Below are 22,991 nucleotides of genomic sequence, written 5' to 3'. Positions count from 1 at the left end.
GCGCGGCTACTGTCTGCCAGCGCGGAACCCGGCACACGTCCGTCCACGGGGGGCGGACCCGGGCCGCGCGCAGCGGAAGGGAGCGGTTCCCCATGGCGTCCCACCGCCGGCCCGGGCACAGCGGCCTCGACCGGAACACCAAGGTCACCGCCTTCACCGCCGCCGCGGCCGGCGCCGCCGTGGCCATCACCGGCGCACCCGCGCTCGCCTCCCCGGGCCTCCCCCAGGAACCCGCCGGCGGCGCCCGCGCCCAGGTCGACCGGCTCTTCGAGGAGGCCGAGCAGGCCACCGAGCGGTACAACGAGGCCGGCGAGAAGGCCGACGCCCTGCGCACCGAGATCAGCCGCGCCCAGGACGCCGTCGCCCGCGGCCAGGACCGCATCAACACCATGCGCGGGGTCCTCGGCACCTTCGCCGGCGCCCAGTACCGCTCCGGCGGCCTCGACCCCACCGTCGAGCTGATGCTCTCCGACGACCCCGCCGCCTACCTCGACAAGGCCGCCGTCCTGGGCCGCCTCAGCGGCCGCCGCGCCCAGCAGCTGGGCGAACTCCGCGAGGAGCAGCGGAGGATCGGGCAGCAGCGCCAGGAGGCCGCCCGCAAGCTCGCCGAACTGGAGGCCCTGCGCACCGAGGTGGCCACCCAGAAGCGCTCCGTCACGGCGAAGCTCGCCGCCGCGCGCCGGCTGCTCAACGAGATGCCCTCCGAGGAGCGGGCCGACTTCGAGCGGGCCTCCCGCTCCGGCGGCCGCGGCGCCGACCGCTTTGGCGGACCGCCCGACCTGCCCTCCGGCGGCGGCCGCGCCTCGGGGCGCGCCATGGCCGCCGTGATGGCCGCCCGGGCCGCCGTCGGCCGGCCGTACGTGTGGGGCTCCACCGGTCCCTCCGGCTTCGACTGCTCCGGGCTGATGGTGTGGTCGTACCGCCAGGCCGGCGTCTCCCTGCCGCGCACCTCGCAGGCCCAGCGGTACGCGGGCCGGCAGGTCCCGCTGTCGCAGGCGCAGCCCGGGGACCTGGTGACGTACCGCTCCGACGCCAGCCACGTCGGCATGTACGTGGGCAACGGCCAGGTGGTGCACGCCCCGTACCCGGGCGCGCGGGTGCGGTACGACCCCGTCGGGATGATGCCGGTGTCCTCGGTGACCCGGCCCTGAGTCCGGCCGTGCGTACGATCGGCGGATGATCCCGGTCCGCCGCCGCACCGCCGTACGCCTCCTCGCGCTCGCGCTGTGCCCCCTGCCGGCGGCGGCAGGCTGCACGGACCCGGCGCCCGCCGCCCGTGACGACGCGGCCGTACGGCGGGCCGTGGCCGACTGGTCGGCGGCCCCGCCCGCGCGGCTCGCCGGGATCCCGCTGGAGGGCTGGTCGTACGAGGCCGGCCCGGTCCGGCGGGACGGCGTACGGGCCTTCGCGCGCGCGGAGCTGCGCTACCGGCTCGCCGGCTACGACGCCGCCCCGGCCTCCTCGGCCCGCGAGGTGGAGCTGACCAGGGACGGCACCGGCTGGCGGGTCACCGCGGACCGGCCGGCCCCCGGCGCGGCGGCGCAGCTGTGGGACCAGGGCGAGCCGGCCGCCGTACGGGGTGCGCACAGCCTGGTCCTCGGCGTCGGCCGGAGCGCGCAGGAGCTGTCCGCCCTCGCGGCCGAGGCCGACCGGGCGGTGCCGGCGGTCAGCGCCGCCTGGCCGGGGCCGTGGGCGGGGCGGGTGGTGGTCCTGGCCCCCGCGACGCTGGACGCGATGGCCGCGCTGCTGGGGCGGCCGGCCGGCACCTACCGGGGCCTCGGGGCCGTCACCACCGGAACCACCGGGGGAGGGCCGGCCCCGGCCGACCGGGTCGTCGTCAACCCGGAGGGGTACGCGGGCCTGTCGCAGGCCGGGCGGCGGATCGTCCTCACCCACGAGGTCACCCACGTCGCGACCCGCGCCGCCACCTCGGCGCGGACCCCGCAGTGGCTGTCCGAGGGCTTCGCGGACTGGGCGGCGTACCGGGGGACCCCCACCACCCCGGCGGAGGGCGCGCCCGAGCTGGCGGGCGCCGTACGCCGCGGGGAGCTGCCGGGCGCGCTCCCGGCCGACACGGCCTTCGCCTTCGGCGGCGACCCTTCGGCGGCGGCCCGGGCGTACGAGGGCGCCTGGCTGGCCTGCCGGCTCGTCGCCGCCCGCTGGGGCGAGGCGGCGCTGGTGCGCCTGTACGAGCTGGCCGGCCGCGAACCGCTGCCGGCGGCGCTGGAACAGGCCCTCGGGGTGGATCTTCCCGGGCTCACGGAGGCCTGGCGGCAGGCGCTGCGGGAGGACCTGGCGTAACCGTCGGGTACGTTGGCGGGGATGCACAAGACGCTGATCGTGACCAACGACTTCCCGCCGCGCCCGGGCGGCATCCAGGCCTTCCTGCACAACATGGCGCTGCGGCTGGACCCCGAGCGGGTCGTCGTCTACGCGTCCACGTGGAAGCACAGCGCGGAGGGCCGCGAGGCCACCGCCGCCTTCGACGCGGAACAGCCGTTCCAGGTGGTGCGCGACCGTACGACCATGCTGCTGCCGACGCCCCGGGTGACCCGGCGGGCGGTGTCCCTGCTGCGCGAACACGGCTGCGAGTCGGTGTGGTTCGGGGCCGCGGCCCCGCTCGGGCTGATGGGCCCGGCGCTGCGGAGGGCGGGCGCGCGGCGGATCGTCGCCACGACGCACGGGCACGAGGCCGGCTGGGCGCAGCTGCCGGCCGCGCGGCAGCTGCTGCGGCGGATCGGCGAGGGCACGGACACCCTGACGTACCTGGGGGAGTACACGCGGTCGCGGATCGCCTCGGCGGTGACGGACCGGGCGGCGGCGCGGATGGTCCGACTCCCGCCGGGAGTCGACGAGAAGACCTTCCACCCCGGCTCGGGCGGCGCGGAGGTCCGGGCCAGGCTGGGCCTGTCCGACCGCCCGGTGGTGGTCTGCGTCTCCCGTCTGGTCCCCCGCAAGGGGCAGGACACCCTGATCGAGGCGATGCCGCGGATCCTGGCGGCGGTGCCGGACGCGGCGCTGCTGATCGTCGGCGGCGGGCCGTACGAGGCGGACCTGAGGGCGCTGGCCGTCTCGACCGGGGTCGCGGACTCGGTGGTCTTCACGGGCGCCGTCCCGTGGGCGGAACTCCCGGCCCACTACGGCGCGGGCGACGTCTTCGCGATGCCGTGCCGGACCCGGCGGGGCGGGCTGGACGTGGAGGGGCTCGGCATCGTCTACCTGGAGGCCTCGGCGACGGGCCTGCCGGTGGTCGCGGGCGACTCGGGCGGGGCGCCGGACGCGGTGCTGGACGGCGAGACCGGCTGGGTGGTCCGGGGCGGCGCCCCCGACGACGCGGCGGACCGCATCGTCACCCTCCTCCAGGACCCGGAACTCCGCACCCGCATGGGCGAAGCGGGCCGCGCCTGGGTGGAACGCCAGTGGCGCTGGGACCACCTGGCCGAGGGCCTCCGCGCGTTGCTCTGATTCTTCACGCGCCGCTCGCACGGTTCGGCCGCGGGCCGGTGGGTCTGGTGCGGGTGGTGTGCCGCTGCGCGGGGCTGGCCCCTCCCCGCCCTTCAACCGTTCTCGCCCTCAATCGCCGGGCGCGGCCTGGGGGTATCCGGCGCTCCGCGCCCGCGCCTCAAACGCCGGCGGGGCTGAAATCCAGCCCCGCTGGGGAACTCGCCCCGCGCAGCGGAACCCGCGGCCCGGCAGCCGACCCACCGGTAACAGCCAAGGGCACCGCCCCCGCCCCGCGCATGCGGAGTACCGACAAGAAGCGGCAAACGGCGGCATTTCCGGTCCGGCAAGGGCAATCGTGGGCGGAATCGCGCAGACCGGAGGTCGTCCGCCCCCACCCGGTTACGGTCCACACATGTCTGACTGTTACTCACATGCATGGCAGTGCGAGTTATGGCCGGTTGGGCGGAATCCGCTCATGATGCGGCCATGACACCCAACCTGACGCGCCGTCAACTCGGCCTCAACGCCCTCCGCGCCGCCGCGGCCCTCGGCATCACCCGCATCGGACTCGGCGCCGCCGCCGCGGCAGAACCCGCCGCCGCCCAGTACGCGCCCGCCGTCGTCGTCGGCTCCGGCTACGGGTCCGCCGTCGCCGCGCTGCGCCTCGGGCGGGCCGGCGTCCGGACCGTCGTCCTGGAGATGGGGCGGCTGTGGGACACCCCCGGCCCCGACGGCAAGGTCTTCCCGTCCACCTCCGCGCCCGACCAGCGCTCCATGTGGTTCCGCACCCGCACCGAGGCCCCGCTCGCCCAGTTCCTCTGGCTCGACGTGGTCAACCGCGACATCAGCCCCTACCCCGGGGTCCTGGACCGGGTGAACCACGGGGACATGTCCGTCTACGTGGGCCGCGGCGTGGGCGGCGGCTCGCTCGTCAACGGCGGCATGGCCCCGACCCCCAGACGCTCCTACTTCACCGAGGTGTTCCCCGGCGTGGACGCCGAGGAGATGTACGGCACCTACTACCCCCGCGCCCGCGCCATGCTCGGCGTCAACGACATCGACCCCGCCTGGTTCGAGTCCACGGAGTGGTACCGCTTCGCCCGGACCTCCCGAAAACACGCCCAGAACACCGGGCTGAAGACCACCTTCGTGCCCAACGTCTACGACTTCGAGTACATGAAGCGCGAGGCCGCCGGCACCGCCACCCGCTCGGCCCTCGCCGGCGAGGTCATCTACGGCAACAACCACGGCAAGAAGAGCGTCGACAAGACCTACCTCGCCTCCGCCCTCGGCACCGGCAACGTCACCATCGAGACCATGCAGCGCGTGGTCGCCGTACGCCAGGACCCGGCCGGAGGCTACGTCCTGACGGTGCACACCAGCGACGTGACCGGCCGTGTCACCCAGGTCCGCGAACTCGGCTGCAAGCAGCTCTTCCTGGGCGCCGGCAGCCTCGGCACCACCGAGATCCTGCTGCGCGCCCGCGAGACCGGCGCCCTGCCCGCGCTCAGCGAGAAGGTCGGGCTCGGCTGGGGCCCCAACGGCAACGTCATGACCGCCCGCGCCAACCACCTGTGGGACACCGTCGGCTGCAACCAGGCCACCATGCCCGCCCTCGGCATCGACGACTGGGACAACGCGGCCAACCCGGTCTTCGCGGAGATCGCCCCGCTCCCCATGGGCATCGAGCACTGGATCTCGATGTACCTGGCCATCACCAAGAACCCGGAGCGCGGCCGCTTCACCTACGACGCCGCGAGCGACTCGGCGCGGCTGAACTGGACGCGGGACCAGAACGCCCCGGCGGTCGCGGCGGCCAAGAACCTCTTCGACCGCGTCAACCGCCGCAACGTCACCATCTACCGCTACGACCTGTTCGGCGAGAACAAGGCCTTCGCCGACAACTTCACCTACCACCCGCTCGGCGGCTGCGTCCTCGGCGAGGCCACCGACGCCTACGGCCGGGTCAGGGGCTACCAGGGGCTGTACGTGCTCGACGGCTCCCTGGTGCCCGGCTCGCTCGGAGTGAACCCGTTCGTGACGATCACGGCCCTCGCCGAGCGGAACATGGACCGGATCCTCGCCCAGCCCTAGGGACTAGCCCCGGTACAGAGCGTCGATCTCGTCCGCGAAGTCCTTCGCCACCACGTTCCGCTTCAGCTTCAGCGACGGCGTGATGTGGCCGGACTCCTCCGTGAACTGGGAGCCCAGGATGCGGAACTTCCGCACCGATTCCGCCTTGGACACCGCCGCGTTGCCGTCGTCGACGGCCTTCTGGACGGCGGCGATCAGCTCCGCGTCCTCGCGCAGCTCCGCCGCCGTCACCCCGGCCGGCTTGCCGTTCTCCGCGGCCCACCGGCCGAGGAACTCCTCGTCGATGGTGACCAGCGCGGCCACGAACGGCCGCCCGTCGCCGACCACCATGCACTCCGCGACCAGCGCGTGCGCCCGGATCCGGTCCTCGATCACCGCGGGGGCGACGTTCTTGCCGCCGGCCGTGACGATGAGCTCCTTCTTCCGCCCGGTGATCCTGAGGTAGCCGTCCTCGTCGAGGGTGCCGACGTCGCCGGTGTGGAACCAGCCGTCCGTCATCGCCTCGGCGGTGGCCGCCTCGTTCTTCCAGTACTCCTTGAAGACGTGCTCGCCGTGCACCAGCACCTCGCCGTCGTCGGCGATGCGCAGCACGGAGCCGGGCAGCGGCTGGCCGACCGTGCCGATCTTCTGCTTGTCCCACGGGAGGAAGGCGGTGGCCGCGCAGGTCTCCGTCAGGCCGTAGCCCTCCAGGACCGTGAAGCCGATGCCGCGGAAGAAGTGGCCGAGCCGCTCGCCGAGCGGGGCGCCGCCGGAGATCGCGTACTCGCCGCGCCCGCCGAGGACGGCGTGCAGCTTGGAGTAGACGAGCTTGGAGAACAGCTTGTGCTTGAGCTTCAGGCCGAAGGACGGGCCCGAGGGGGTGTCCAGCGCCCGGCTGTACGCGATCGCCGTGTCGGCGGCCGCGTCGAAGATCTTGCCCTTGCCGTCGGCCTGCGCCTTGGCCCGCGCCGAGTTGTAGACCTTCTCGAAGACGCGCGGCACGCCGAGGATCAGCGTGGGGCGGAAGGACTGCAGCTCGTCGGTGAGGTTCTTGATGTCCGGTACGCAGCCCAGCCGGATCGGCGCCAGCACCGCCGCCACCTCCACCAGGCGGCCGAAGACGTGCGCGGCCGGCAGGAAGAGCAGCACGGAGCACTCGCCGGTGCGGAAGAGCGGCTTCAGCCGCTCCACCACGTTGCCGCACTCGGCGAAGAAGTTGCGGTGGGTCAGCACGCAGCCCTTGGGGCGGCCGGTGGTGCCCGAGGTGTAGACGATCGTGGCCGGGTCGTCGGCGACCGCGAGGGCGCTGCGCGCGTCCACCTCGGCGTCGGTGACCTCCGCGCCGGCGGCCACGAGGACGCCCTGGGCGTCCTGGTCGATCTCCCAGACCTCGCGCAGCTCCGGCAGCCGGTCGCGCAGGGAGGCCACGTTCGCGCTGTGCCCGGGGCTCTCCACGATGGCCGCGACGGCCCCGGAGTCGCCGAGGATCCACTGGATCTGCTCGGGGGAGCTGGTCTCGTACACGGGGACGGTGACGCCGCCCGCGGTCCAGATCGCGAAGTCGAACAGCACCCACTCGTAGCGGGTGCGGGAGATCAGGGCGACCCGGTCACCGGGCTCGATGCCCGCCGCGACCAGACCCTTGGCGGCGGCCCGGACCTCGGCGAGGAACTCCGTCGCGGTCACGTCCTGCCACCGGCCGTCGACCTTGCGGCTGATGACGGCGGTGTCTGGGTGCTGGGCGGCATTGCGGCGGATGAGATCCGTCAGGTTCCCGTCCGACGGGACCTCGTACAGGGCCGGAAGGCTGAACTCGCGCAAGACTGCTGCTCCTCTGGGCGCCATCGCCACCGTGTGGACCGACCGGACGTTACCCACCGGTAGTGGGTTCCGGATAGAGGGAACCGGCCAGATGTTCCGTGCGTCACATTCTGTACATCGTGATGCGCCGCAAGACCCGCCAATACGCTGCCGACAGTAGTCGACCGTGTTCGCGACTCGGAAGTAACCGCAGGTCCGGCCGCCTGCGACCCTCCCTCTACCCGGCCGGAGCCGGCCCCCCTAGGGTGAGCGCATGGGTGGCAGGAAGAGTCGTACGCGGATCCACGTCGTCAGCGACGTCCACGGCAACGCCGAAGCGCTCGCACGCGCAGGAGACGGCGCCGACGCGCTCGTCTGCCTCGGCGACCTGGTGCTCTTCCTCGACTACGCCGACCACTCCCGCGGCATCTTCCCCGACCTCTTCGGCGTCGAGAACGCCCACCGCATCGTCGAACTCCGCACCGCCCGCCGCTTCGCGGAAGCGCGCGAATTCGGCCGCCGGCTGTGGGACGGACTCGACAGGGAACGCATGATCGAGGAAGCGGTCCGCCGGCAGTACGCGCAGATGTTCGCCGCCTTCCCCAGCCCGACGTACGCGACGTACGGCAACGTCGACATCCCCGGCCTGTGGAGCGAGTACGCCGGACCCGGCACCACCGTCCTCGACGGCGGGCGCGTGGAGATCGGCGGCCGCGTCTTCGGCTTCGTCGGCGGCGGCCTGCCGTCACCGATGCGCACGCCGTACGAGGTCGACCCCGAGGAGTACGCCGCCAAGGTCGAGGCCCTCGGCGAGGTCGACGTGCTCTGCTCGCACATCCCGCCGGAGGTCCCCGAACTCTGCTACGACACCGTCGCGCGCCGCTTCGAGCGCGGCAGCGAAGCCCTGCTGGCCGCGATCCGCCGGACCCGGCCCCGGTACGCGCTCTTCGGCCACGTCCACCAGCCGCTCGCGCGCCGCGCCCGCATCGGCGCCACCGAGTGCGTGAACGTCGGACACTTCGCCGCCACCGGAAGGCCCTGGGCCCTGGAGTGGTGACCTCCACACGCACGGTAGCCTGCACGCGGCGGCCGCAGGCCGCACACTTCCTCGAAAAACTCCCCGGAGGAGCCACCGCGATGGCGGAACACACCAGCTCAAGCATCACGATCGACGCCTCCCCGGCCGACGTGATGGCCGTGATCGCCGACTTCGCCCGCTACCCGGAGTGGACCGGCGAGGTGAAGGAGGCCGAGGTGCTCGCCACCGACGCCGAAGGCCGCGCCGAGAAGGTCCGCCTGCTGCTGGACGCCGGCGCGATCAAGGACGACCACACCCTCGCCTACACCTGGAAGGGCGCCGACGAGGTCAGCTGGACGCTGGACAAGTCCCAGATGCTGCGGCAGCTGGACGGCTCCTACCGGCTGGCCCCGCTGGACGGCGGCCGCACCGAGGTCACCTACCAGCTGACCGTGGACGTCAAGATCCCCATGCTCGGCATGATCAAGCGCAAGGCCGAGAAGGTCATCATCGACCGCGCCCTCGCGGGCCTGAAGAAGCGCGTCGAGACCCCCCGCCCCTGAGCCGCCGGCCCCCTCCGGGACACCGCGCGCGCGGAGCCCGGAAGGGGGCCCGCGCCGGCACGGACCAGAAGAGCAAAGGCACCGCACCACCATGCAGACCCTCCTCGTCACCGGCCCCGGAGGCGCAGGCAGCAGCACCGTCGCAGCCGCCACCGCACTCGCCGCCGCACGCGGGGGACAGCGGGTACTGCTGCTGTGCGCCGCCGGAGCCGACCCCCTCCCCGACGGGATCCCCGGGCTGCGCGTCACCCCCGTCGACTCCGGCCGCGAGTTCCGCACCGAACTCGCCGCCCTCCAGGAACGCGGCGCCTCCCTCATCGGCATGCTCGGCGGCCGCCCCCTCGGCGCCGAGGAACTCACCGAGCTCCCCGGCGCCGAACAGTTCGCCCTGCTCCGCGCCCTGCGCCGGGCCGCCGCCGAACCCGCCACCGACCTCGTCGTCGTGGACATGCCCCCGCTGCACCAGGCCGTCGCCACCCTCGCCCTCCCCGCCCAGCTGCGCCGCTACCTCGCCCGGCTGCTCCCCGCCGAGCGCCAGGCCGCCCGCGCCCTGCGCCCCGTACTGGCCCAGCTCGCCGGAGTGCCCATGCCGGCGCAGTGGCTCTACGAGACCGCCGCGCGCTGGGACGAGGAGCTCGCCGCCGTCCAGGCCGTGGTACAGGCCCCCACCACCCGAGTCCGCCTGGTCGCCGAACCCGGCCCCGCCGCCGGCACCGCCCTGCGCACCGGGATGCTCGGGCTCGCCCTGCACGAGCTGCCGGTCGAGTCCCTCGTGGCCAACCGCCTCGTACCGCCGGACGCCGCCGCGGCCCACCCCTGGGCCGCGGGCATCGCCGACCGGCAGCGGGCCTTCCTCGACGCGTGGGCCGGCCCGGAGCTCCCCGTCCACGAGCTCGCCCACCTCGGCCGGGACCCCCGCGGCACCGACGACCTGGAGGTGCTCGGCACCGCCCGGGGGATCGCCCCCGGCCCCGCCCCCGCCCCCGCCCCCGGCTGGACCGTCGAGGACCGGCTCGCGGACGACGGGGTGCTCGTCTGGGCGATCCCGCTGCCCCGCGCCCGCAAGAGCGAGCTCGACCTGGTCCGGCGCGGAGACGAACTGCTCGTCGCCGCGGGACCGCACCGCAGGATCGTTCCGCTGCCCTCGGCCCTGCGCCGCTGCACCGTCTCCGGCGCCGCCCTCGCCGACGGCGCCCTCCGCGTCCGCTTCACCCCGGACCCGCGGCTGTGGCCGAGGGAGCGCTGAGACCCGTACCGCCGTTCGGGTACCGTCGAAGGAAGACCCACCGCAGCTGCCGCCAGGAGAGTCCGCCATGAGCGAGGCCACCGACCACCCCGCCAACGACGACGCCTGGGCGCGGGCCTGCGCCGAGGACCTCGCCGCCGAGAAGGAACGCCGCAGGTCGGAGAAGGCCGGCGGCGCAGGGACCGGCACCGGGACCGCCGCCGAGGAGCTGTTCAAGCTCTTCGAGGCCGTCGCCGACAAGGTCTCCTCCCTGAACAACCCGGCCGTCGGCGCCGCCGCCCAGGACGCCGTACGCCAGTTCGTCAACCAGGCCAAGACCGCCGCCAAGCCCGTCATCGAGCGCAACCCGGAGGTCTTCGGCCACCTCGCGGCCGCCGGATCCGAACTCCTCGCCGCCTACCGGTCCGCCGTCGAAGGCCATGAGCGCCGCTGGACCCACGACGAGCCGCCCGCCCCCCGCAAGCCCACCGACAGGGGCGACGAAGGCCCCGGAGCGGGCCCGGCCGAGCGGATCGATCTCGACTGATCCTCCGCCCGCCCCGTGTACGGTGGGCCGTGGCGGGGTTTGACCGGAAACCGAGGGACTAATGGGACTCACCATCGGCGTCGACATCGGCGGCACGAAGATCGCGGCCGGCGTGGTCGACGAAGAGGGCACCATCCTTGAGACGTACAAGGTGCCCACCCCGCCGACCGCGGACGGCGTGACGGAGGCGATCTGCGCCGCCGTCTCCGAGGTCAGCAGCAGCCACACCATCGACGCCGTCGGCATCGGCGCCGCCGGATACGTCGACGACAAGCGCGCCACGGTGCTCTTCGCACCCAACATCAACTGGCGGCACGAACCGCTCAAGGACAAGGTCGAACAGCGCATCGGCCTGCCCGTCGTCGTCGAGAACGACGCGAACTGCGCCGCCTGGGGCGAATACCGCTTCGGCGCCGGCCAGGGCCACGAGGACGTCATCTGCATCACCCTCGGCACGGGCCTCGGCGGCGGCATCATCATCGGCAACAAGCTGCGCCGCGGCCGCTTCGGCGTCGCCGCCGAGTTCGGCCACATCCGGGTCGTCCCCGACGGCCTGCTGTGCGGCTGCGGCAGCCAGGGCTGCTGGGAGCAGTACGCCTCCGGCCGCGCCCTCGTCCGGTACGCCAAGCAGCGCGCCAACGCCACCCCCGAGAACGCGGCGATCCTCCTCGGCCTCGGCGACGGCACCGCCGACGGCATCGAGGGCAAGCACATCAGCGAAGCCGCCCGGGCCGGCGACCTGGTCGCCATCGACGCCTTCCGCGAGCTCGCCCGCTGGGCCGGCGCGGGCCTGGCCGACCTGGCCTCCCTCTTCGACCCGTCGGCCTTCATCGTCGGCGGCGGCGTCTCCGACGAGGGCGACCTCGTCCTCGACCCGATCCGCAAGTCCTTCAAGCGCTGGCTGGTCGGCGGCGCCTGGCGCCCGCACGCGCAGGTACTCGCCGCACAGCTCGGCGGCAAGGCCGGCCTCGTCGGCGCCGCGGACCTGGCCCGCCAGGGCTGACGCCTCCCCCCTTTCGGCCGTGACTGCCCGCCGTGCCCCCTGTGGGAGCGGCGGGCAGCTGCGTATGTTGCAGGGCATGCCGCACACGCTGCACACGCTGCCCAAGTCCGTCACCGAGCCCGACGGTTCAGCCGTGATCCGGGCCCTCAGCTACAACGTCCGCTCGCTGCGCGACGACGAGGAAGCGCTGGCCCGGGTCATCCGGGCCTGCGCCCCGGACCTCGTGTTCGTCCAGGAGGCGCCGCGCTTCTTCCGCTGGCGCAAGCACGCGGCGAGGCTGGCCGCGAAGACCGACCTCGTGGTGCTGAGCGGGGGAGCGACGGCCGCCGGGCCGCTGCTGCTGTGCTCGCTGCGCGCCTTCGTGGAGCGGACCGAGGACGTACTGCTCCCGCGCACCCCCGGACTGCACCGGCGGGGCTTCGCGACGGCCGTGGTCCGCTTCGGCGCCGCCCGGGTCGGAGTGGTCAGCGCGCACCTCTCGCTGGACGCGCGGGAACGGCGGGCCCAGGCGGACCTGCTCCTGGACCGGGCCGCCGCGCTGGACGCGCCGCACGTGATCGCCGCCGCCGACGTCAACGAGGCCGCGGGGGGTCCGGCCTTCGGCCGGCTGTCGGGGGCGCTCCAGGACTGCTGGACGGTCTCCCCGTGGGGCGACGGCGACACCTTCCCCTCTGCGGCACCGAACCGGCGCATCGACGCGGTGTTCGCGTCGCGGGGGGTGCAGGTCCTGGCCTGCGGCGTCCCCGCGGGCCTCCCGGGGGTCACCACCCCCGACCTCCGCGCAGCCACCGACCACCTCCCGGTCCTGGCGACGCTCCGCCTGCCGGCGGGGTGACGCGGGGTGCGGGCCGGCTACCTCCCCCTCGACCCCGTGGGGCGGGGCGGTGGCTGCCCACCCGCCCCCTTGCCTGCGGGCCGGTGGGGAGGGGAGCGGGGTCCTGGCGGGGCGGTGTCAGGGCTGGTTTGGGGGTTTCCCGTCAGTCCCATCGTCCTTCCGGTGCGGGCCGGTCCCTCAAGGGCGCTCCTTCGTCGCGTCACTTCGTGATCGCCTTCGGCGACCCTTGACCGACCGGCCCGCCCCGGAAAGACAAGGACTGCCGGGAAGCCCCCAAAAGAACGGTCACGGGGCAGGAGAGGGGGAGCGGGCCCGCCAGGGACGAGACGAGGGGCCGGGCGTTTGCCGACCGGGCATCCGGGCCCTCAAAGTCGAGATTCCGAGCCGGGGCGCGACTAGACGCACGAGAGGTCGATCAGAGTCACCTGCGGAGCACCCAGACGCACCAGATCGCTACGCGCTCCTGTCGTCTCAGCGTCTGGGGACCGCCCGAGGCTGATACCCGCACCAGAGGTTGATCAGGGCAGCGTGGAAGAGCATGGGCGCGACGGATCGCTACGCGCTTCTCTGATCTTAGCGTCCGGCGGCTGTGCGGGGCTGATATCCGCACTGTGGGAAGGTCGGCTCACTCCGGGGGCCGGCTGTACCTCTCCACCGTCGCCTTGGTCGTGGATCGGTCCACCAGCCGCAGTTCCCAAGGGCCGGTGTTCACGTCGAAGTCCTTGCCGAAACCGACCCATTTGCCGGCCATGCGCCGTCCGGTCGGCTCGACCAGGAGTTGGATGGCTCCGTGGGAGCGTGCCCCGTTGTTGTAGCCGTCTGCGGCAGTCTGCTCGACCCAGGTACCCGTGACCATGTTGCGGTCGACGGTGAGGTCGAGAGTGAGAGGGCTGTCCGGGTTGTGCTCGCCCCGGGCAGGCTCTGAACGGTGAGCCGATTCCCGTGCTGGACGATCACTACGTAGTGCTTGCCCTCGTACGAGGCGTCCCGGCTCGAAGAGAAGAACTCGTAGCGGCTGAGCCACACGCCCGAGAATGTCTCCTCACCCGTCTGCGCGCCTGCAACGGTAGGCCCGACACCGGTTGTTGCACCAGCCTCCATGTCATGTCCTCCCTTCCCGTCTGCGTGAACTCGCGCCTTGGGCTCGGAAGGGGTTCTAGCCCCGGCGACGAGCCTTCACGGCATCGGTGTACAGCTCACGAGTGAAGTCGTCCGCGCCAATGCCCAGCTCAGCCAGAACAGCACGGACATCATCGAGTGCCGCAGGCACGTCGGCTTCCTCGACGAGGGTCTCCAACTCCAGGAAAGTGCCGTCCAGCTCGGGGACCCGCACCAAGGTGGCGAGCATCTGCCGGCCCCGCGCCTGGAAGGAGTAGTTCCTGCACCTCTTCTCGAACTCGATGGCCGGGGCATAGCCGAGGGCGCGGAGCATGGCGTGTACGGCCTCGGCGTCTTCAACCCGAGTCTCGTGCTCAGGCTTGGATCCAGACGCCTCATCGACCCGGGCGCCCTTGTAGGTGAGGACCGTGCGGGTCGAATCCGAAGCGTGCACCGTGCGGACTCGAAGCTCTTGGTCCTTGGCCCCCAAGCCTCCGTCCACCGTGTCGTAGTAAGTGTCCCGATACACCTCAGCCCGGCCCTCAGCCCGGGCGTCCAGCCGCCTCAACGTCTCCTGCGGCACGGGCACACGGGCCTTCAGCTCCGCTTCGATCATTCGTCCGTCCTCCCTCAAACCGTGCGTTCCGCGCCCCTGACGATCACCTCGAACATGCGCCGAAAGCCTCGGAACAGAGGACCGTGCGGTGTCTCCATCACCTTGTACGTGGCGGACTCGTGCCCTTCCCACCCTGCGTCGAACGCTCCGACGAACAGGACGGAGTCAGCCCGGATCAACCGCCATGTAGGCAGCATGGCGTACCTGTACACCTCGATATCGCAGATTCCCGCAAGCTCGCGCAGTCGAGCCTCGGCCAGTCGTACACCGCTGGCGAGCGATTCCGGCGATTCGCCGATCTCGGCCGCTCGTATGGCAAGGGCCGGCGACTCCGGATCGAGCAACAGCACCCGGACACGAATATCACTGGCCTTCCTCGCGAGGTGAGTTCGCAGCATTGAGTCCTTCAGGCCGACCAGACCAAGACCACGGACGGCAAGAATGTCGATCTCTTCGGCCTCGCCTGCTTGCTGCTGGATCTCCTCCCTAGCGGAGACCTGGGCGGAGTACACGCGGACGACTTCTGGAAACACCGCGAGATCGAACGCGGCGCCGCCGGAGCGCCGCTCACGGCCCGCCGCCAGCCCCAGGAGATGGCGAGCGTCATCCGGCATGCCCAGCCCGTCAGCGGTCCGCTCGTACACGTCGAGACGCGACACCTCACGGCGACGGTTGATGATCTCGTTCACACGTGCCTGCGTCATGCCGACCGCCGCAGCAATGCGCCCCTGACTTACACCGCTGTACTGCTGCACGAAGCGGAACATCGCACCCACATCACGCGCACGAAGAGCCTGACGCACCTCCGCCCGCTCCCACGCCCAATCGGGCAGGGAAGCCGGCACCAGGGGTGTGGCCACGACGACTCCCGTCATCCGCCTACGAGATGGGACCCCATCCCACCGTGAGATTACCGTGCGGATATCGACGGTGTACCCAATGTCACCAGATCCTCTTGGTGTGCCCGATCGAACCAGCACCCCAGCCAGCCGGAGGAACCGCCCCATGCCTTTCCATGCAGACGACAAACCGGAAACACCGCCCTGGCGAGGGCTCGATGCCAGAGCCAGCCAGGAGCTCCTCGATCGCGCCTGCGCCGGCTGGGAGCGCTTCCTCACGACCTTCAAGGCGGCGTCCGATGAGTGAGTGCTACGAGTACGTGCCCCACCGCCTCCTCCGCCAGCGCGTCCGCGACATCGCATCGGGTACCGAGGGCGTGCTGATGGCCGTGATCAACGAGAACGTCTCCGACACCGGCATCGAGCGCTGGATGGAGCTCGCCTACATCCGCAACTCCACCGGCCGCGAATTCACGACCGCCGCCACCAACGTCGAACCCGCCCACGACCAGCCCCAGACGGCCGCCGGCCGCCGAGATAAGAGAAGCGCGTAGCGATCTGGCGCGTCTGGGGGCTCCGCAGGTCGCTCTGATCAACCTCTCGTGCGCATAGGCGCGCCCCCGGCCCGGAATCCAGAGGCCCGGATGCCCGGCCGGCCAAGGCCCGGCTCCGTCGCCTCATCCCTGACGGACCCGTCCCTCCAACTATGGACCGTGCCGTTCTTTTGGGGGCTTCCCGGCAGTCCTTTGTCTTTCCGGGGCGGGACGGTCGGTCAAGGGTGGCCGAAGGCCATCGCGAAGCGACGCGACCGAAGGGAGCGCCCTTGAGGGACCGGCCCGAACCGGAAGGACGATGGGACTGACGGGAAACCCCCAAACCAGCTGCGAGACCGCCCGAGGGGATACGGCCCCAGCCCACCGGCCCGCAGACGGGGAGGCGGGTGGGCAGCCACCGCCCCGCCCGCACCCCTCGCGGGGAGACAGCCGGCCCGCGCCGCAAGGCGCGTACGCCCGGCCGCCTACACCACCGCGCCGCGCCCCGGGTCGTCGTCGTCCTCGTCGTCGCCGCCCGACATGCGGGCGATCAGGGTGGCGAAGCCGCCCAGGAAGCCGCCGATGCCCAGGGTGGTCAGCCACCAGGTCATGTCCCACTGGAGCAGCACGGCCAGCAGCAGCAGCACCGGCCCGCCGATCACCGCGAGCCAGGCGAACTTCGCCGTCGTGTCCGCCTCCGGCAGCTCCGGTTCCGGGGGCACGAAGTGGCCCTCGTCCGCCGGCTCGGCGGGGGTGTGGTCCCGCGGGCCCGGCGTGGGGGCCGGTACGGGCACGCCCGCGCCCACGCCCGGGGCGAACGTGATCGAGCTGCCCAGCTCGGGCTTCGGCTCCGGCTTCGGCTCGGCCGCCGGAGGCTCCGCCTTGGGCTCCGGCTTCGGCTCGGGCTTCACGTCCTCCTCCGGCAGCATCAGGTTCTCGATCGGCCGGAACGGCCTCGCCCCGGGCGGGTCCGGGGGTTCCTGTCCGTACCCGGCGACGATCGCGGCCCACGCCGCTTCCTCGTCCAGCGGGGGCACGCCCCCGGAGGACTCCTCGTGCTCAGCCACCGCTGGCCGCCCCCTCCCTGCCGACACTCTTCGCGAGCCGCCCGATGAACGCGTAACTGTCCGCGAAGATCCGCTCCGCGTCATGGTCCAACGTCGCCACGTGGTAGCTCTGTTCCAGCAGGGTCTCGGTGACGTCGGTCGAGGACACGCGCGACAGGATCCGCGCCGAGTCCACCGGGGGGACCACGTGGTCCTGGGGGCTGTGGAGCAGCAGTACGGGCTGTGTGACCTGCGGCAGCTCGGTGTCCACCAGCTGGAAGAACTTCCGCAGCGAGTGGGCGGCCTTGGTCGGGACCCGGTCGTAGCCGACCTCCTCCGAGCCGGGCTTCGCGATGTCGCTGGCGATCCCCGGCGTCGACCGGATGAAGTGCTTGGCCACCGGAAGGGCGAACGCCAGAGGGTCGTGCACCTTGTTGGCCGGGTTGACGAGGACGATGCCGCTGATCGCGTCCCCGTGCCGGGCCGCCAGCCGCAGGGTCAGCGCGCCGCCCATCGAGAGGCCGAAGACGAAGACCTGCCCGCACCGCTCCAGCAGCTCGCGCAGCGCACGGTCGACCTCCGCGTACCAGTCCTGCCAGCCGGTGAGCTGCATGTCCTGCCAGCGCGTCCCGTGCCCGGGCAGCAGCGGGAGCGAGACGGTCAGCCCGCGCTCGGCCAGGTACTCGGCCCAGGGGCGGAGCGACTGAGGCGAACCGGTGAAGCCGTGGCAGAGAAGCACGCCGACCTCTCCGCCCTCGTGGCGGAACGGCTCTGCTCCAGGGAGGACGGGCACCAGGGTCTCCTTCGAAGGGTGGGGGGTGCGTTGCGCTGTGTGACTTCACCGTACGCGACCGGGATGACACCGACCAGGGCCGTCGGGCGCTCCGCGCGGGCCCACGGGATATGGTCTGTTCGACAGACACAGGAAGGCTTTCGAGTTGATCTACGGCGCAATGAAGTTCTCCATCGGGGGTTCCCTGAAGCTCGCCTTCAGGCCGTGGGTGGAGGGCCTCGAGAACATTCCCGCCGAGGGGCCGGCGATCCTCGCGAGCAACCACCTGTCCTTCTCCGACTCCTTCTTCCTGCCGGCCGTACTGGACCGGAAGGTGACCTTCATCGCGAAGGCCGAGTACTTCACCTCCCCGGGGGTCAAGGGCAAGCTGACGGCCGCCTTCTTCAAGGCCGTCGGCCAGCTCCCGGTGGACCGCTCCGGCGCGCGCGGTGCGGGCGAGGCCGCCATCAAGAGCGGCATCGAGGTCATCGAGCGCGGGGAGCTGTTCGGTATTTACCCCGAGGGGACGCGTTCACCCGACGGCCGCCTCTACCGCGGCAAGCCGGGCGGCCTGGCCCGGGTGGCGCTGGCCACCGGTGCCCCCGTGATCCCGGTCGCGATGATCGACACCGAGAAGATCCAGCCGCCCGGCAAGGTGGTCCCGAAGCTGATGCGCCCGGGCATCCGGATCGGCAAGCCGCTGGACTTCAGCCGCTACCAGGGGATGGACGGGGACCGCTTCATCCTCCGCTCGGTGACCGACGAGGTCATGTACGAGATCATGAAGCTCTCCGGCCAGGAGTACGTGGACATCTACGCGACGGCCGCCAAGCGGCAGATCGCGGACGCGGAGAAGGCGGCCAAGGAGAGCGGCAAGGCGGCCGACAAGGCGGCCAAGGCCGAGAAGGCCGAAGCCGACAAGGCCAAGGGAGAGACGGGCGCGGAGTAGCGCGCGCGGCGGGCCGGCCGGGAGGCCGTGCCCGCGGGAACGGGGCGGGTGGGGGAGATGGCGAAGCGCGAGCGCGTCGTACGGATGTCGGTCGAGCAGCCGCTGTGGCGGGCCCTGACGGCGTACCGGCTGCTCACCATGGTCTACGCGGCACTGCTGTTCGCCGCGGCGTACCGGAAGTTCGACCGGCCCGGGGTGGCGGTCGGCTACCTGGCCCTCCTCGCCGTCTGGACGCTGGCCACCCACCGCCGGGTGGCGAACGCGGCCAGCTGCACCAAGGGCTTCCTCGTCGCCGACCTCGCCGTCGCGCTGACCGGCATCCTGCTCACCCCGCTCGCCGACACGCACCAGCGGATCACGGAGGGCGGCCCCACCCTCCCCAGCATCTGGACCGCCGGGTCGGTCCTGGCCTTCGCCCTCAAGGGCGGCTGGCGCTGGGCCGGCTTCGCCTCGACCTTCGTGGCCGCCGCCAACCTCGTCATCCACGGCGGCGACCCCACCCGGGACGCCCTGCACAACGTGCTGCTGGTCTGGGTCGCCTCCATAGCCATCGGCTACGTCGTCGAGGTCGCCCGGGCCAGTGAGGCCACCCTGGCCCGCGCCCTGGAGATCGAGGCCGCCACCCGCGAGCGCGAGCGCCTCGCCCGCGACATCCACGACGGGGTCCTCCAGGTCCTCGCCATGGTCCAGCGGCGCGGCACCGAGCTGGGCGGCGAGGCCGCCGAGCTCGGCCGGATGGCGGGCGAGCAGGAGGTGGCGCTGCGCACGCTGGTCTCCAGCGGACTGGTCCGGCCCTCCCGGGTCTCGCGCGACGGGTCGCTCGGCGCGTTGGTCGACACGTACGAGGTGGAGGAGCCCGGCGCGGAGGAGGCGGAGCTGGACCTGCGGTCCCTGCTGGCCCCGCACGCGGGCTCCCGGGTGAGCTTCGCCGAGCCGGGCACGCCGGTGGTGCTGCCGGCGGCCGCCGCAAAGGAGTTGGCGGCGGCGGTCGGCGCGGCCCTCGACAACGTGCGCAAGCACGCGGGGGAGGGGGCCAGTGCCTGGATCCTGGTGGAGGACTGGGGCGACGAGGTGATCGTGACCGTACGGGACGACGGCCCGGGCATCCCGGCCGGCCGGCTCGACCAGGCGGAGGGCGAGGGGCGCATGGGCGTGGCCCTGTCCATCCGCGGTCGCCTGCGCGACCTCGGCGGGAGCGCCGAGCTGGTGTCCGTCCCCGGACAGGGCACCGAAGTGGAACTGAAAGTACCGAGGGGGAGGACCCAGTGAACGACGCAGGCAGCGAGCTCCATGACATCAAGGTGATGGTCGTCGACGACCATCCGATGTGGCGGGACGCGGTGGCGCGCGACCTGGCCGCCGCGGGCTTCGACGTCGTCGCCACGGCGGGCGACGGCCCGGAGGCGGTACGCCGTGCCCGCGCGGCGGCGCCGGGGGTGCTGGTCCTCGATCTCAATCTGCCGGGCATGCCCGGGGTGCAGGTCTGCAAGGAGCTGGTCGGCACCGATCCCGCGCTGCGCGTACTCGTCCTGTCGGCCAGCGGTGAGCACGCCGACGTCCTGGAGGCGGTGAAGTCCGGGGCGACCGGCTACCTGCTGAAGTCGGCCGGGGCGCAGGAGCTGATCGACGCGGTCCGCCGGACGGCGGCCGGCGACCCGGTGTTCACTCCGGGGCTGGCCGGCCTCGTCCTCGGCGAGTACCGGCGCCTGGCCACCGACCCGGCGCCGGCCGCCCCGGACGAGCCGAAGGCCCCGCAGCTGACCGACCGGGAGACCGAGGTGCTGCGGCTGGTGGCGAAGGGGCTGTCGTACAAGCAGATCGCCGAGCGGCTGGTGATCTCCCACCGCACGGTCCAGAACCACGTGCAGAACACCCTCGGCAAGCTCCAGCTGCACAACCGGGTGGAGCTGGTCCGGTACGCGATAGAGCGCGGGCTCGACGACGCGTAACCCGTTCGTACGTCGTACTTACTTCCACCCCGCCTCCCCGTACGAGTGAACGGGGCCTACGCAACGTCCCGTGTTTTCACCGGAATTGCGCTCTCCGGACCCCTTGCTGTGACCTGGGTCACCACTAGCGTGACCGTCATGGCGAAGGGAGATTCCATGAAGGTCGGAGTGCTCACCGGCGGCGGCGACTGCCCCGGACTCAACGCGGTGATCAGGGGCGTCGTCCGCAAGGGCACGCAGGAGTACGGATACGGGTTCGTCGGCTTCAAGGACGGCTGGCGGGGGCCGATCGAGGGGGACACCGTCCCGCTCGACATCCCCGCCGTCCGGGGCATCCTGCCCCGGGGCGGCACCATCCTCGGCTCCTCGCGCACCAACCCGTTCAAGACGGAGGACGGCGTCCGGGCCATCAAGGAGAACCTCGCCAAGTTCGAGGTCGACGCGCTCGTCGCGATCGGCGGCGAGGACACCCTCGGCGTGGCCGCCCGGCTCTACGAGGAGTACGGCGTCCCCTGCGTCGGCGTACCGAAGACCATCGACAACGACCTCTCGGCCACCGACTACACCTTCGGCTTCGACACCGCCGTGGGCATCGCCACCGAGGCCATCGACCGGCTGCACACCACGGCCGAGTCCCACATGCGGGTCCTGGTCGTCGAGGTCATGGGCCGGCACGCCGGCTGGATCGCCCTGCACTCCGGGCTGGCGGGCGGCGCCAACGTCATCCTCATCCCCGAGCAGCGCTTCGACGTGGACCAGGTCTGCGCCTGGGTGACCTCCCGCTTCAAGGCCAGCTACGCGCCCATCGTGGTCGTCGCGGAGGGGGCCATGCCCAAGGACGGCGACCTGGTCCTCAAGGACGCCGTCTCCCGCGACTCCTTCGGGCACGTCCGGCTGTCGGGCGTGGGCGAATGGCTGGCCAAGGAGATCGAGGCGCGGACCGGCAAGGAGGCCCGTACGACGGTCCTCGGGCACATCCAGCGCGGCGGCACCCCGAGCGCCTTCGACCGCTGGCTCGCCACCCGCTTCGGGCTGCACGCGATCGACGCGGTACGCGACGGGGACTTCGGCAAGATGGTCGCGCTGAAGGGGACGGACATCGTCCGCGTGCCGATCGCGGAGGCCACCGCGAAGCTGAAGACGGTCGACCCCGCGCTGTACGAGGAGGTCGGGGTCTTCTTCGGCTGACACCCTGGCCGACGCCTCGGCGGGCCCGAGCGGGCCCGAGCGGGCCCGAGCGGGCCCGGGCCACGGGTCGTATCGTGACGAAACGACCCGTGGCCGACCTGTGGGGAGCGAGCGTGGAGATCCTGGCCTTCGGTGTGACCGCCGACGAGAAGCCCCTCCTGGAGCGCGCCTTCGAGGAACGCTTCGAGGGGCGGCACGAGGTCCGCTGCCTCGACGTCTTCCTCGGCGAGGACACCGCCCCGATCGCCGCCGGGTACGAGGTCGTGTCCTCCAGCGTGAACGCCGAGCTGCACGGCCGGGTCCTGCGCACCCTGGCCGCCGGCGGCACCCGGATGATCGCGCAGCGCTCCACCGGCTTCAACAACATCGACCTGGACGTGGCCCGGCAGCTCCGCATGACCGTCAGCCGGGTCTCGTACTACTCCCCGTACTCGGTGGCCGAGTTCGCCTGGACCCTGGCCCTGGCCGTGAACCGGCGGATCGTCCGCGCCTCCAACCGCACCCGGGACTTCGACTTCCGCCTGAACGGGCTGATGGGCCGCGACCTGCGGGGCCGCACGGCGGGAGTCCTCGGCACCGGCAAGATCGGCGAGGCCTTCACCCGGATCGCCCACGGCTTCGGCATGAAGCTGCTGGGCTGGGACCTCGCGCCGAACCCCGCGTGCGTGGAGCTGGGCATGGCGTACGTGGACAAGGACGAGCTGTTCGCGTCCGCCGACCTCATCAGCCTGCACGTGCCGCTGATGGAGTCCACGCACCACATCGTCGACGCGGCCGCGCTGAAGGCGATGCGGGACGACGTGGTGCTGGTGAACTCCAGCCGGGGCGGGCTGATCGACACGGAGGCCCTGGTCGCGGAGCTGCGGGCGGGCCGCTTCGCGGGGGTGGGCCTGGACGTGTACGAGGCGGAGGCCGGGGTCTTCTTCACGGACCGCTCGCTGGAGGCGGTCGAGGACGACACCCTGGCGCGGCTGGTCACCTTCCCGAACGTGGTCGTCACGTCCCACCAGGCGTACTACACGCTGGACGCGGTGGGGCAGATCGTCGACGCCACCGTCCGCAACGTGGAGGACCACCTGGCGGGGCGCCGCTCCGAGAACACCCTTGTTCCTCCCGGGGGCTGACGCGGGCGGGGTGCCGGTGCCGGGTGCGGGCGCCTGCGGCGGGCCGTCCCCTACCCGCCCTTCCACCGTTCCCCGGGCGCTGCCCGGACCCGCGCCTCAAACGCCGGCGGGGCTGGAAGTGCGCTGCGCGCACTCCAGCCTGGAGGCACCTCCCAGCGGTAGCCGGGGGAGGGTCTGGGGGCGGAGCCCCCAGGAGGGGTCCGGGCGCAGCCCGGGGAACGGGCGAAGGGAGGGTAGGGGACCGGCCCGACAGGGAACGGCCCCGCCCCCAGGCCCCGGCTAAGCGAGCCGACCCCGGGTAGGGGACCGGCCCCCCCGCAGGGAACGGCCCCGCCCCCAGGCCCCGGCTAAGCGAGCCGACCCCGGGTA

22 protein-coding genes and 1 pseudogene are annotated in these 22,991 nt (G+C 72.5%); 17 read left to right on the top strand and 6 right to left on the bottom strand.

The window, feature by feature from the left end:
* Positions 1-92: 92 nt before the first annotated feature.
* From ACZ597_RS13295 to ACZ597_RS13280, 4 genes are all read left to right on the top strand, one after another.
* Positions 93-1,151, top strand: coding sequence for a C40 family peptidase (locus tag ACZ597_RS13295; RefSeq protein ID WP_471328553.1), 1,059 nt, complete (start codon positions 93-95; stop codon positions 1,149-1,151).
* Positions 1,152-1,176: 25 nt separating this feature from the next.
* Positions 1,177-2,301 carry a hypothetical protein gene (locus ACZ597_RS13290; protein WP_471328551.1) on the top strand — a complete coding sequence of 375 codons (1,125 nt, stop codon included), beginning with the start codon at positions 1,177-1,179 and terminating at the stop codon, positions 2,299-2,301.
* Between the two features lie 21 nt (positions 2,302-2,322).
* Positions 2,323-3,465 (top strand): glycosyltransferase family 4 protein, encoded by a 1,143-nt coding sequence (locus ACZ597_RS13285; RefSeq protein WP_471328549.1) that lies wholly within the window; start codon positions 2,323-2,325, stop codon positions 3,463-3,465.
* Positions 3,466-3,930: 465 nt separating this feature from the next.
* On the top strand, positions 3,931-5,538 hold the full coding sequence (locus tag ACZ597_RS13280; RefSeq protein ID WP_471328547.1) for a GMC oxidoreductase: 1,608 nt from the start codon (positions 3,931-3,933) through the stop codon (positions 5,536-5,538).
* Positions 5,539-5,541: 3 nt separating this feature from the next.
* On the opposite strand, the gene ACZ597_RS13275 is transcribed toward ACZ597_RS13280, so the two are convergent.
* A complete protein-coding gene (locus ACZ597_RS13275; protein WP_471328545.1) occupies positions 5,542-7,338 on the bottom strand; it encodes an AMP-dependent synthetase/ligase in 1,797 nt (598 codons plus the stop codon).
* Positions 7,339-7,591: 253 nt separating this feature from the next.
* Between ACZ597_RS13275 and ACZ597_RS13270 the strand changes: the two genes are divergently transcribed.
* From ACZ597_RS13270 to ACZ597_RS13245, 6 genes are all read left to right on the top strand, one after another.
* Positions 7,592-8,374, top strand: a complete 783-nt coding sequence (locus ACZ597_RS13270; protein ID WP_471328543.1) for a metallophosphoesterase family protein — start codon at positions 7,592-7,594, stop codon at positions 8,372-8,374.
* A gap of 80 nt (positions 8,375-8,454) precedes the next feature.
* A complete protein-coding gene (locus tag ACZ597_RS13265) occupies positions 8,455-8,898 on the top strand; it encodes an SRPBCC family protein (RefSeq protein WP_007263665.1) in 444 nt (147 codons plus the stop codon).
* A 91-nt stretch (positions 8,899-8,989) separates the two neighbouring features.
* On the top strand, positions 8,990-10,144 hold the full coding sequence (locus tag ACZ597_RS13260) for an ArsA family ATPase (RefSeq protein WP_471328541.1): 1,155 nt from the start codon (positions 8,990-8,992) through the stop codon (positions 10,142-10,144).
* A gap of 67 nt (positions 10,145-10,211) precedes the next feature.
* On the top strand, positions 10,212-10,670 hold the full coding sequence (locus ACZ597_RS13255) for a DUF5304 domain-containing protein (RefSeq protein WP_471328539.1): 459 nt from the start codon (positions 10,212-10,214) through the stop codon (positions 10,668-10,670).
* A 61-nt stretch (positions 10,671-10,731) separates the two neighbouring features.
* Positions 10,732-11,673: an ROK family glucokinase gene (locus ACZ597_RS13250; RefSeq protein ID WP_388935570.1), complete on the top strand. Its 942-nt coding sequence runs from the start codon at positions 10,732-10,734 to the stop codon at positions 11,671-11,673.
* Between the two features lie 76 nt (positions 11,674-11,749).
* A complete protein-coding gene (locus ACZ597_RS13245; RefSeq protein ID WP_471328537.1) occupies positions 11,750-12,508 on the top strand; it encodes an endonuclease/exonuclease/phosphatase family protein in 759 nt (252 codons plus the stop codon).
* Positions 12,509-13,133: 625 nt separating this feature from the next.
* Here ACZ597_RS13245 and ACZ597_RS13240 read toward each other — a convergent pair.
* The 3 genes and pseudogenes from ACZ597_RS13240 to ACZ597_RS13230 all read right to left on the bottom strand — a co-directional run.
* Positions 13,134-13,651: pseudogene (locus ACZ597_RS13240) on the bottom strand (XRE family transcriptional regulator); the annotation flags it as partial.
* Positions 13,652-13,664: 13 nt separating this feature from the next.
* Positions 13,665-14,222, bottom strand: a complete 558-nt coding sequence (gene cyaB, locus ACZ597_RS13235; RefSeq protein WP_469113272.1) for a class IV adenylate cyclase — start codon at positions 14,220-14,222, stop codon at positions 13,665-13,667.
* 14 nt (positions 14,223-14,236) lie between these two features.
* A complete protein-coding gene (locus tag ACZ597_RS13230) occupies positions 14,237-15,082 on the bottom strand; it encodes a helix-turn-helix domain-containing protein (RefSeq protein WP_471328535.1) in 846 nt (281 codons plus the stop codon).
* Between the two features lie 145 nt (positions 15,083-15,227).
* On the opposite strand from ACZ597_RS13230, the gene ACZ597_RS13225 reads away from it, so the two are divergent.
* A complete protein-coding gene (locus ACZ597_RS13225; RefSeq protein WP_471328534.1) occupies positions 15,228-15,368 on the top strand; it encodes a hypothetical protein in 141 nt (46 codons plus the stop codon).
* Positions 15,361-15,615 carry a hypothetical protein gene (locus ACZ597_RS13220; protein ID WP_471328532.1) on the top strand — a complete coding sequence of 85 codons (255 nt, stop codon included), beginning with the start codon at positions 15,361-15,363 and terminating at the stop codon, positions 15,613-15,615. Before ACZ597_RS13225 ends, ACZ597_RS13220 begins: the two co-directional genes overlap by 8 nt.
* Before the next feature lie 464 nt (positions 15,616-16,079).
* On the opposite strand, the gene ACZ597_RS13215 is transcribed toward ACZ597_RS13220, so the two are convergent.
* Together ACZ597_RS13215 and ACZ597_RS13210 are read right to left on the bottom strand one after the other, a co-directional pair.
* Positions 16,080-16,661: a hypothetical protein gene (locus tag ACZ597_RS13215; protein WP_471328530.1), complete on the bottom strand. Its 582-nt coding sequence runs from the start codon at positions 16,659-16,661 to the stop codon at positions 16,080-16,082.
* Complete coding sequence (locus tag ACZ597_RS13210; RefSeq protein WP_471328528.1) at positions 16,654-17,433, bottom strand: alpha/beta hydrolase; 780 nt, start codon at positions 17,431-17,433, stop codon at positions 16,654-16,656. The genes ACZ597_RS13215 and ACZ597_RS13210 overlap by 8 nt, the downstream gene beginning before the upstream one ends.
* A gap of 160 nt (positions 17,434-17,593) precedes the next feature.
* Here ACZ597_RS13210 and ACZ597_RS13205 point away from each other — a divergent pair, with 160 nt between their 5' ends.
* From ACZ597_RS13205 to ACZ597_RS13185, 5 genes are all read left to right on the top strand, one after another.
* The gene (locus ACZ597_RS13205) at positions 17,594-18,361 is read left to right on the top strand and encodes a lysophospholipid acyltransferase family protein (protein ID WP_471328892.1); all 768 of its coding nucleotides are present in this window, start codon (positions 17,594-17,596) and stop codon (positions 18,359-18,361) included.
* 57 nt (positions 18,362-18,418) lie between these two features.
* Positions 18,419-19,630: a MacS family sensor histidine kinase gene (gene macS / locus ACZ597_RS13200; protein WP_471328526.1), complete on the top strand. Its 1,212-nt coding sequence runs from the start codon at positions 18,419-18,421 to the stop codon at positions 19,628-19,630.
* 35 nt (positions 19,631-19,665) lie between these two features.
* Positions 19,666-20,310 (top strand): response regulator, encoded by a 645-nt coding sequence (locus ACZ597_RS13195; protein ID WP_471328890.1) that lies wholly within the window; start codon positions 19,666-19,668, stop codon positions 20,308-20,310.
* Between the two features lie 156 nt (positions 20,311-20,466).
* Entirely contained in the window at positions 20,467-21,498 is a 1,032-nt protein-coding gene (locus ACZ597_RS13190; protein WP_471328888.1) for a 6-phosphofructokinase, read from the top strand.
* A gap of 113 nt (positions 21,499-21,611) precedes the next feature.
* Positions 21,612-22,622, top strand: a complete 1,011-nt coding sequence (locus ACZ597_RS13185) for a 2-hydroxyacid dehydrogenase (RefSeq protein WP_471328886.1) — start codon at positions 21,612-21,614, stop codon at positions 22,620-22,622.
* Positions 22,623-22,991: the final 369 nt, after the last annotated feature.

This window comes from Streptomyces sp. NPDC040718 (genome assembly GCF_055593565.1).
The sequence above is the reverse complement of the archived record's forward strand: the minus strand, read 5'-3'. Positions and strand labels throughout refer to the sequence as shown.

Coding starts and splice junctions, on each gene's coding strand:
- ACZ597_RS13220 (WP_471328532.1), top strand. CDS start 15,361: ATGAGTGAGTGCTACGAGTACGTGCCCCACCGCCTCCTCCGCCAGCGC.
- ACZ597_RS13250 (WP_388935570.1), top strand. CDS start 10,732: ATGGGACTCACCATCGGCGTCGACATCGGCGGCACGAAGATCGCGGCC.
- ACZ597_RS13225 (WP_471328534.1), top strand. CDS start 15,228: ATGCCTTTCCATGCAGACGACAAACCGGAAACACCGCCCTGGCGAGGG.
- macS (WP_471328526.1), top strand. CDS start 18,419: ATGGCGAAGCGCGAGCGCGTCGTACGGATGTCGGTCGAGCAGCCGCTG.
- ACZ597_RS13260 (WP_471328541.1), top strand. CDS start 8,990: ATGCAGACCCTCCTCGTCACCGGCCCCGGAGGCGCAGGCAGCAGCACC.
- ACZ597_RS13190 (WP_471328888.1), top strand. CDS start 20,467: ATGAAGGTCGGAGTGCTCACCGGCGGCGGCGACTGCCCCGGACTCAAC.
- ACZ597_RS13265 (WP_007263665.1), top strand. CDS start 8,455: ATGGCGGAACACACCAGCTCAAGCATCACGATCGACGCCTCCCCGGCC.
- ACZ597_RS13285 (WP_471328549.1), top strand. CDS start 2,323: ATGCACAAGACGCTGATCGTGACCAACGACTTCCCGCCGCGCCCGGGC.
- ACZ597_RS13245 (WP_471328537.1), top strand. CDS start 11,750: ATGCCGCACACGCTGCACACGCTGCCCAAGTCCGTCACCGAGCCCGAC.
- ACZ597_RS13280 (WP_471328547.1), top strand. CDS start 3,931: ATGACACCCAACCTGACGCGCCGTCAACTCGGCCTCAACGCCCTCCGC.
- cyaB (WP_469113272.1), bottom strand. CDS start 14,222: ATGATCGAAGCGGAGCTGAAGGCCCGTGTGCCCGTGCCGCAGGAGACG.
- ACZ597_RS13290 (WP_471328551.1), top strand. CDS start 1,177: ATGATCCCGGTCCGCCGCCGCACCGCCGTACGCCTCCTCGCGCTCGCG.
- ACZ597_RS13205 (WP_471328892.1), top strand. CDS start 17,594: ATGAAGTTCTCCATCGGGGGTTCCCTGAAGCTCGCCTTCAGGCCGTGG.
- ACZ597_RS13270 (WP_471328543.1), top strand. CDS start 7,592: ATGGGTGGCAGGAAGAGTCGTACGCGGATCCACGTCGTCAGCGACGTC.
- ACZ597_RS13195 (WP_471328890.1), top strand. CDS start 19,666: ATGGTCGTCGACGACCATCCGATGTGGCGGGACGCGGTGGCGCGCGAC.
- ACZ597_RS13255 (WP_471328539.1), top strand. CDS start 10,212: ATGAGCGAGGCCACCGACCACCCCGCCAACGACGACGCCTGGGCGCGG.
- ACZ597_RS13295 (WP_471328553.1), top strand. CDS start 93: ATGGCGTCCCACCGCCGGCCCGGGCACAGCGGCCTCGACCGGAACACC.